Consider the following 8,916-nt stretch of genomic DNA (forward strand, 5'->3'; position numbering starts at 1 on the left):
CGATGCTCACGGCGACGATCTTCCTCCCCCTCCTGACGGGCCTCGTCGTGCTGGCGTTGCCGCGCGGCCGCCCGGGTCTCGCGCGTCACGTCGCTCTCGGCGGCGCGATCCTGACGCTCGCCGCGGCGCTGGCGCTCTGGGCCGGATTCGAGCCAGGGGGAGGCCTGCAATGGCGGGCGACCCTGCCGTGGATCCCGTCGGTCGGGGCGGCGTACGACGTCGCCGTCAGCGGCCTCTCCCTGTCGCTGATCCTGCTCACCGCCCTCCTGCTCACGGTGGTGATGGTCTACGTGCTGGGCGAGCACGACCGGGCGCACGCCCACGCCTTCCTCTTCCTCCTGCTCGCGACCGGGCTGATCGGATTGTTCGCGGCGCAGGACCTGCTGCTGTTCTACCTGTTCTTCGAGGTCGGCCTGGTACCGATGTACTTCATCGTCGGCATCTGGGGCGGGGAGCGGCGGCGGTACGCGGCGCTCAAGTTCTTCCTCTACACCCGCGCCGGCAGCCTCGCCATGCTGCTCGGTTTCCTCGCCCTCTACCTCGCCATGGAGCCCCACACCTTCTCGCTTCCGGCCATCGTCCAGGCGCGGCCGCTGGACCGGACCCCGCTCGCGGGCGGCCTCGTCTTCCTGGCCCTCCTCCTCGGGTTCGGGGTGAAGCTCCCGGTGGTGCCGCTGCACAACTGGTTGCCCGACGCGCATGTCGAGGCGCCGACCGAGGGCAGCGTCGTGCTGGCCGGTCTCCAGCTCAAGATGGGCGGCTACGGCATGCTCGCCGTCCTCCTGCCGGTCCTGCCGGAAACCGCCTCCCGGTTCGGCTGGCTCCTCGTCGCGCTGGCGCTCGCCTCGCTCCTTCACGGCGCCCTGGCGGCGCTGGCGCAGTCCGACATGAAGCGGCTCGTCGCCTACACCTCCGTCAACCATATGGGCTTCGTCACGCTCGGCGTCGCGGTGGCGGCGCTGGCCGGCAACGAGGGCGTGCGCCGGCTGGCGCTCAACGGCGCCGCCGTGCAGATGGTCAGCCACGGCTTCCTGACCGGCGGCATGTTCCTGCTCGTGGGCATGCTCCAGCACCGCGCCGGCACGCGGGAACTCGCCCGCTTCGGCGGCCTGATCGGCGCGATGCCGGCCTTCAGCGGGCTGTTCGGCCTGCTCGCCTTCGGCTCGCTCGGGCTCCCGGGCCTGTCCGGCTTCATCGCGGAGTTCCAGGCCATCGGCGCCGCCCTGCAGCTCTCCGCCTGGGTCGCCGCGCTCGCCGTCCTCGCGCTCGTCGTGACGACCGCGGTCTACCTCCGGTTGATGACGGGCCTGCTGATGGGTCGGGCGCCGCCCGACATGCCGGCGCTGCCGCCCCTCACGGCGGCCGAGGCGGGCGCGGCGGGGGCGCTCGCGGCCCTGGCGGTCGGCATCGGCGTCCTGCCGGCCGTCCTCGTCGCGCTGCTCGACGGCACGACCGCAGCCCTGGCGCACCTTCCATGACCGGCGGGCAGACGATGGGCGGCTGCATGGATCTCGGCGCCGTCGCGCCCGAGATGGTCCTGGCGGGAAGCGCCCTCGCGCTGGTCCCGGTTGCCGGCTGGGTCCGGGGCCGGTGGCGCCGCCTGCCCGCCGCCGTCGCGCTCCTCGCCCTGCTCGTCGCGATGGGCCTGACCGCGCCGATGCTGACGGCCCCGCCGCGCGAGGCCTTCTGCGGCACCTACGCCGTCGATCCGTTCCGGGGCTTCTACCAGTTGGTCATCGAGGCCGGCGCCCTGGTGAGCCTGCTCGCGCTCGGGTCCCACTTCCGCGGGAGCGAGCAGGAACCGCACCACCCGGTCGCGCTGCTCATGGCGACCGTCGGTGGCATGGGGCTCACGGCGGCGACGGATCTCGGCCTCATCATCCTGTTCCTGCAGATGGTGAGCTTCCCCTCCTACCTGCTCGTCCTGCTCGTGCGGAGCGACGGACCGGCCCAGGAGGCGACGCTCAAGTACTTCCTCTACGGCGCCGCCGCGCTGGCGGTGATGGCCTACGGCCTCACCTTCCTGTTCGGCCTCACCGGCAGCCTGAACCTGCGGGCCATTGGGGCGGGGTTGGCCGGCGCCGACCGGGCCTGGGTGGCGCTGGCCTTCGGCTTGGTCCTCGTCGGCTACGGCTTCGAGATGACGCTGGTGCCGTTCCACGTCTGGGCCCCGGACGTGTTCCAGGGCGGGACGGCCCCCGCCTCGGGCTTCGTCTCGGTCGTGCCGAAGGTGGCAGCCTTCGCCGGCCTCATCCGCTTCCTGCTGGCAGCGATGCCGGACGGCCTCGCCGCCTGGCCGACCGTGCTCGCGCTCCTGGCCGCCGCGACGATGACCTTCGGCAACCTGGTGGCCCTCCGCCAGGCGAGCCTGAAGCGCCTGCTGGCCTATTCGAGCATCGCCCAGGCCGGCTACGTGCTGATGGGGGTTGCGGTGGCCGGGCAGGCCCCGGACGCCCTGCCGGCCATAGGCTATTACCTCGCGGCCTATCTCCTGATGAACCTCTCGGCGTTCGCGGTGGTCGCGCAGGTCGAGCGCATGACCGGGAGCGACGCCCTCGCCGCGATCCGCGGCCTCGGACGGCGGGCGCCGGGGCCAGCGGCGGCGCTGGCGCTCGCCCTCCTGTCGCTCGCGGGCGTCCCGCCGTTGGCGGGCTTCGCCGGCAAGGTCTTCCTGCTCGTGGCCGCCATCGAGGGCGGCTTCGCTTGGCTGGCCGTGGTGGCCGCCGCCAACATGGCGGTGGCGCTGTTCTACTACGCGGCCGTCATCGCGGAGACGTACTTCAGGGACCCGGACCGTGCCGAGGGGCCGGCATCCGGCTCCGGCTACGCATGGGCGCTCGGCTTGTGCACGGCAGGGACGCTGGGCCTCGGCATCGCGCCGGGCCTGGGGCGCGGGCTGGCACAGCTCGGCGCGACGCTGCTGCGGTAGGAGCGGCCGTGCCGGAGGGTGAGGGAGGTGCCGCCTCCCAGGGGCGCCCGGCCATGCGGGATGGCGTCGTCGCGCGGGGCCGGACGCCTTCTCGCGAGGCTCCGGCGCTCGCCGGCTTCGCTCAGGCCGCCCGAACGGTCCGGTCGCGCGCCGACCTCTCCGTCGCGTGATCCCCATGCCCCGCCGGCCTGAGGGCCTTGGTGACCTCCTCGAAGCGCGCGCTCGCGTCGGACCAGGCCTGGGCGAAGTCGAACAGCTCGCGCATGGCCGGGGCGATCTCCTTGTAGGCGGCCAGGGCTGCGACGAGCGCGCCGAGCGAGAGCTGACCCTGCACGACGAGGTAGCCGCCGATCGAGAAGAAGAAGAACGGGGTGAGGTTTGAGGTGTAGTTGTAGAGGCCCTTGAGCCGGCCCTTCAGGTCGTTGATCTCGATGCGCACCCCCTCAAGCTTCCGGGCCTGCCGCATCTGCCGGCTCAGGTCGGAGGGCTCGCACGCCTCGCGGCCGGCCTGCCGCGCGAGCGCGGGAGCGGTGAGGAGCGCCCCCAGCTCCCGCGTGGCATGCACCCTTTGCCGGACCTTCGCGTTCAACCGCCCCTGCAACCGCGGCAGGATACTCAGCTGGACCGGCAGCATGATCAGGGCTGCCATGGCCAGGGCGGCGTTCTGCAGGAGGAGGAACACGATGCTGGTCACGAGCGTGCCACCTTGGACGAGCGGCACCACCACTAGGCTGCCGCCGAAGTAGCCGATGGGCTCGATCTCCTGGACCGCGACGGCGGCTAGCGTGGCCCCCCGTTCGGGGGAGCGCTCGCCGCGCGCGCGACGGACGACGGCGAGGCGGAGGCGGCGCACGAGGCGCTCGTTCACGCGCCCCCGGACCCGACTGACCGCGTACTTGGCGAGACCGCTGAGCGTGAGCACGGCCAGGTAGCTGGCGCACAGCGCGAACAGCAGCTCGATGCGGCCCAGATGGAGGCCGACGAAGGCCATCTTCGGGTGACCGTCGCCCGCGTCATCGGCAAGGGCGTGGTTGATGATGTGCTTGGGGATCTCAAGGAGGAGCCAGGCCGCCGGCAGCGTCAGGACGGAGAGGAGCACGAGACGGACCTGCAGCCGCGACGTCGCACGCACGACGTAGGACTCCAGCCGCGCCGCCACGGCCGGACGAGAGCTCGGCCGTCCCGGCTCGTCCATGGCCGCGGCGGGTGGCGGAAGCGCCGCCATCCCGCGGGTGCGATGCCACCGGGCGGCGGCCCAGCGCAGGCCCGACCGGGCAGCGAGCCAAGCGGTCCAGCCAGGCGCCACGACGAGGACCAGGACGGTGACGAGGTCCACCCACCAGTGGGTGCGGGTGTGGTCGAGGCCCAACGTCTGATGGATCAGGTCGTGGATGATTGGCGGGGTAAGCAACGGGTACTCCTGGCGACAAGGCTCTGGCGGTTGTTCGGGCAGAAGGGCGCAGCGCGCCTAGCCCGAATACCTCCGAATAGGCTAAGGCCTGCCTCTCCCGGGAACGCCGGAGGGGCGTCCGGCAGAACGAAGGCCGATCACGTTGGCTCCCTTTCCGCGGCCCGCCCGCATGCCTGGCGTAACGGCCAAGCTCTGGACGGCGTAGGCTACCGCGAACCGCAGCGCGGCCGTTCCCGACCGGGCGATTTGGGGACCAGCCCCTTCAGCCCGGTCTGGAACCGCCAGGACTGACGACGAGCGTTCGTGCATCGTCCGCGACGATGCGGACAACAGCCAACGCGTCGCGGCCGCGCTCTCCAAGCGTCCCGTAGAGGCCGGCCGCCTCGGGCTCCCTACGGACGCGTAGGGCTTCGTCGATGATGCGATGCCACTCCGGCTGGAAGGTGATCAACCCATACAGGCCGGCGTTGCTCTTCGAGGGTACGACCCCGGTTGCGAGTACGTAATGGAGCCGGCACATACCGAGGACGAACCGTTCGACCCCGTCCGCCGCGAGGAGTGTCTCGTCCGCCATATCGGGTCCGAGCCATATGCCCCAGCATCCATTGGCGCTGGCCAGGGCCCATCGTTCGAGATGGGCCGCACCACGCCAGAGCCCGGTGCCCGCGCAGAGTGGACCGCGAACGGTGACTGCGCTGGCCCTTAGGACGCTCCAAGTGAGCGGATGCTGGTCGTGGCACCCGGACTCGAAAAGTCGCCCCCGCTGGACGCAGGGGCTGTTCGGGACGGCAAGCGGGCCGGCCCGCAGGTCGTTCCAGGTCAGGTAGATGCCGTCGAGCGCCGGGGCCGGCCAACCGAGCGCGAGGTCGGCGTGGGCCTCGGCGAGGGCGGCCAGCTCCCCCCCGCCCCGGGCGAGCCAGGGACACCGCCACGAAATTCACGTCGCTGAGCGGGGGCCGGAAGTCGCCCATGGCGGCGGAACCGACGAGGTACAAGGCCTCGACGAACTCCGGGACGACGGCATCGACCAGGGCGAGGTAGGCGTCCGCGACGCCGAGTGCGAGCGGGTGCGTGGTCACGGTCTCCACGGGCTCATGCGGTTGCTCGGAGGGGGAGGGGGCACGTCCCCGGCTTCGACTGCGCCGGGCCTGCACGCCGCGGGTTGGGCGAGGTCCGTCGGCGAAGGATGGCGATGCGCAGGTCACGGCCGCGTCTCAGCCGAACCGCGCCGCGCGCAGGCGCAGGGCGTTGCCGATCACGCTGACCGACGAGAGCGCCATCGCGGCCGCCGCGATGACCGGCGAGAGAAGGATGCCGAGGAACGGGTAGAGCAGTCCGGCGGCGACCGGCACGCCCAGCGCGTTGTAGATGAAGGCGAAGAACAGGTTCTGGCGGATGTTGCGCATCGTTGCCCGGGACAGGCCCCGGGCCCTGACGATGCCGAACAGGTCCCCGCGGAGCAGCGTAACGCCCGCGCTCTCGATGGCCACGTCGGCGCCGCCGCCCATCGCTATGCCCACGTCCGCCGCGGCTAGGGCCGGCGCGTCGTTGACTCCGTCACCAGCCATCGCCACGACCGCGCCGTGACCCTGGAGCGTCCTGACCACCTCCGCCTTGCGGTCGGGAAGAATCTCGGCCTCGACCTCGTCGATGCCGAGCGCCTTGGCGACGAACTCGGCCGTCGTCCGGCTGTCGCCGGTCAACATGACGATGCGCAACCCTTCCTCCCGAAGCCGTCGGAGGGCCTCGAACGTGCTCGTCTTGATGGGGTCCTCGATGGCGATGACGCCGGCCGGCTTCCCGCCCACGGCGACGAGGACCGCCGTCGCGCCTCGGCTCCGCACCTTCTCGGCCCGCGCCTGGAGAAGCGCCACGTCCGTCGCATGCTCCTCCAGGAAACGCGCGTTGCCGATGGCTACGCGACGCCCCTCGACCGTGCCGAGCGCCCCCTTGCCGGTCGGTGCCTCGAAGTCGGACGCCACGGCGCCCGGGACGACGCGCGCGTCCGCGGCCCGGACGATGGCGAGGGCCAGGGGATGCTCGCTCGCGCGTTCGACCGCGGCGGCGAGGCGCAGCACGTCGGCGTCCGTGAAACCGGGGGCCGGGAGCACGCCGGTGACCTTGGGCCTGCCCTCGGTTAGGGTCCCGGTCTTGTCGATGACGAGCGTGTCGACCTTCTCCAACCGCTCCAGGGCCTCGGCGTTCTTGACCAGCACCCCGTCCCGGGCGCCGCGACCGACCCCGACCATGATCGACATCGGCGTCGCCAGGCCGAGGGCGCAGGGGCAGGCGATGATGAGGACCGCGACCGCCCCGAGGAGCGCGTAGGTGAAGCGTGGCTCCGGCCCGAAGGCCATCCAGGCGACGAAGGCGAAGGCGGCGACGGAGATGACCACGGGGACGAACCAGGCCGCCGCATCGTCCACCAGGCGCTGGACGGGCGCGCGCGAGCGCTGGGCCTCGGCGACCATCGCGACGATGCGGGCCAGCGTGGTCTCGGACCCGACTCGCGTTGCGCGCATGACGAAGCCCCCGGTCGTGTTCAGGCTCCCGCCCACCACGAGGGAACCGGGCTCCACCGAGACGGGGAGAGGCTCGCCGCTGATCATCGACTCCTCCACCGCCGAGCGCCCTTCGACGACCTCGCCGTCGACCGGCACCTTCTCGCCGGGCCGGACGCGCAGGTGGTCCCCGACAGCCACCGCCGAGACGAGCACCTCCTCGTCGGCCCCTCCCGTCCCGAGACGCAGGGCCTTCTGCGGGGCGAGGTCGAGCAGCGCCCGGATCGCGCCCGAGGTGCGCTCGCGGGCCCCGTGTTCCAGCACCTGCCCGAGCAGCACCAGGACGGTGATGACCGCCGCGGCCTCGAAGTAGGCCGGCACCGCCCCGTCATGGCCGCGCAGGCCTTCGGGGAAGAGCCCCGGCGCCACGGTCGCGGCGACGCTGTAGAGGTAGGCCGCGCCGGTCCCGAGGGCGATGAGGGTGAACATGTTGAGGCGGCGGTTCACCAGCGACTGCCAGCCCCGCTCGAAGAACGGCCACCCCGCCCAGAGGACGACCGGCGAGGCGAGCAGCAACTGGACCCAGTTCGAGGTTTGCAGGCCGAGGCGGTCGACGAGGCCGGTCAGATGTCCCCCCATCTCCAGGGCGAAGACGGGCAGGGTCAGGACGAGGCCGACCCAGAAGCGGCGGCTCATGTCCTTGAGCTCGGCGTTCTCGACCGGACCGCTCGTCGGCGTGAGCGGCTCCAGCGCCATCCCGCAGATCGGGCAGCTGCCCGGTCGGTCGCGGCGGATCTCCGGGTGCATCGGACAGGTGTAGATCGCCCCGCCAGGGGCTTCCGGTGGCCCTTTGTCAGCCGCCAGGTAGCGTGCCGGCTCGGCCACGAACTTCGCGCGGCAGCCCGCCGAGCAGAAGTGGTAGGTCGCGTGCTCGTGCTCGGCATGGTGGGGCGTGACCGAAGGGTCGACCTGCATGCCGCAGACGGGGTCCGTCGCGGTTTCCCCGGCAGCGCACGCCGCGCCGTGGCCGTGACGGTTCCCGTGGGCATGGTGCGCGTGGTGGGCGTGGGCCATGGGTTCAGACCTCCAAGCTGCCGCCGACGGCGGGCGGGACCGGGCTGGAGCGGACGTTCACGTGGCTTGCTCCGACAGGTTCTCAGCCGCCGCGCATGATGCGGTCGATGCGCGCCCCGATGCCGCGGACACGCGCCGCATGCTCGGCCCACAGGCGCCGAGCGATTGCCGAACGGGGATCGCTTTCCGTGAGGCGTGCCGCGGAAACCCCGCGGACGCTCCCCCGGAAGGAGGGTGAGGCGGTCCCGGCGAGGGAAGCGTCGGTCGCCGCGAGGCGGACCCGCACCCGCTGGCAGTACGTGGCGGAGCGCGGGCTCATCCGCTCCTCGCCGTGACCGGCCCTGTACTTCATCAGCGTGCGGCAGAGATCGCCCTTCGTGAGCTTCCAAGCTTGTGCGAGGTAGGCGACGCCGAAGCGGACGTTGGTCGCGGGATCGAGGAGGGCCCCGGCGGGACCCGTGTGACCGAGCATGGCCGCGGTCGTCGGCCGGACCTGCATCAGTCCGAGCTCGCCGACCCCGCCGACCGCGCCGGCATCGTACCCGCTCTCCACGTACGCGACGGCATCGGCGATGGCCGGGGGCACTCCGCGCGCTTCGGCCTCGCGCGCGAGCATCCGCCGATAGCTGGCCTGATCCGACGCCGTGCGAGCCGCATCGCCCGCGGATGACGTTACGGTAGGGGCGGACGCGCCCCCGACGGCGACCGCCGGGGATGAAAGGAGGAGTGCCGCGCACGGGACGAGGAACAGCCGGGGACGAGGCAGGACGAGGGCGCCCGGCACCCCCCCTCGCATGCCGGCGGCCGCTTCCGCGGACAGGGACGCCGCCCTCGTCGGGGATGATTGCCTCATCGCGGCTTCCGGAAGCGCGCGATCCCGAAGGGCGGCAGCTTCATCTCGGACATCGAGCGCATGCCGGTCGCGGTCATCCGTGGGTTCCCTTTGGGGGTGAGTCCGTGGGCGGGCGGGGTTTGGTTACAGGGCTCGCGCATCACCGCCC

General features: G+C 72.3%; 6 protein-coding genes. 2 read left to right on the forward strand and 4 right to left on the reverse strand.

The window, feature by feature from the left end:
* The first annotated feature begins 2 nt into the window (after positions 1 to 2).
* Positions 3 to 1,478 carry a complex I subunit 4 family protein gene (locus tag EU555_RS22530; RefSeq protein ID WP_135417462.1) on the forward strand — a complete coding sequence of 492 codons (1,476 nt, stop codon included), beginning with the start codon at positions 3 to 5 and terminating at the stop codon, positions 1,476 to 1,478.
* The gene (locus EU555_RS22535) at positions 1,475 to 2,929 is read left to right on the forward strand and encodes an NADH-quinone oxidoreductase subunit N (protein ID WP_091887283.1); all 1,455 of its coding nucleotides are present in this window, start codon (positions 1,475 to 1,477) and stop codon (positions 2,927 to 2,929) included. Before EU555_RS22530 ends, EU555_RS22535 begins: the two co-directional genes overlap by 4 nt.
* Positions 2,930 to 3,050: 121 nt before the next feature.
* Here the strand turns inward: EU555_RS22535 and EU555_RS22540 are convergent, their stop codons facing one another.
* The 4 genes from EU555_RS22540 to EU555_RS22555 all read right to left on the reverse strand — a co-directional run bounded on the left by EU555_RS22540 (position 3,051) and on the right by EU555_RS22555 (position 8,531).
* The gene (locus EU555_RS22540) at positions 3,051 to 4,340 is read right to left on the reverse strand and encodes a multidrug ABC transporter ATPase (protein ID WP_135417463.1); all 1,290 of its coding nucleotides are present in this window, start codon (positions 4,338 to 4,340) and stop codon (positions 3,051 to 3,053) included.
* A gap of 262 nt (positions 4,341 to 4,602) precedes the next feature.
* Complete coding sequence (locus tag EU555_RS37135) at positions 4,603 to 4,914, reverse strand: aminoglycoside adenylyltransferase domain-containing protein (protein ID WP_245524439.1); 312 nt, start codon at positions 4,912 to 4,914, stop codon at positions 4,603 to 4,605.
* 640 nt (positions 4,915 to 5,554) lie between these two features.
* On the reverse strand, positions 5,555 to 7,915 hold the full coding sequence (locus EU555_RS22550; protein WP_099956033.1) for a heavy metal translocating P-type ATPase: 2,361 nt from the start codon (positions 7,913 to 7,915) through the stop codon (positions 5,555 to 5,557).
* An 82-nt stretch (positions 7,916 to 7,997) separates the two neighbouring features.
* On the reverse strand, positions 7,998 to 8,531 hold the full coding sequence (locus EU555_RS22555; RefSeq protein ID WP_395411332.1) for a lytic transglycosylase domain-containing protein: 534 nt from the start codon (positions 8,529 to 8,531) through the stop codon (positions 7,998 to 8,000).
* Positions 8,532 to 8,916 lie beyond the last annotated feature (385 nt).

The sequence above is a fragment of the Methylobacterium nonmethylotrophicum genome (assembly GCF_004745635.1).
GTDB lineage: Bacteria > Pseudomonadota > Alphaproteobacteria > Rhizobiales > Beijerinckiaceae > Methylobacterium > Methylobacterium nonmethylotrophicum.

Bases quoted from the DNA above. Each gene is read 5' to 3' on its own strand.
- EU555_RS22530 (WP_135417462.1), top strand. From the start codon at position 3: ATGCTCACGGCGACGATCTTCCTCCCCCTCCTGACGGGCCTCGTCGTG.
- EU555_RS22535 (WP_091887283.1), top strand. From the start codon at position 1,475: ATGACCGGCGGGCAGACGATGGGCGGCTGCATGGATCTCGGCGCCGTC.
- EU555_RS37135 (WP_245524439.1), bottom strand. From the start codon at position 4,914: ATGGCGGACGAGACACTCCTCGCGGCGGACGGGGTCGAACGGTTCGTC.
- EU555_RS22550 (WP_099956033.1), bottom strand. From the start codon at position 7,915: ATGGCCCACGCCCACCACGCGCACCATGCCCACGGGAACCGTCACGGC.
- EU555_RS22555 (WP_395411332.1), bottom strand. From the start codon at position 8,531: ATGCTCGCGCGCGAGGCCGAAGCGCGCGGAGTGCCCCCGGCCATCGCC.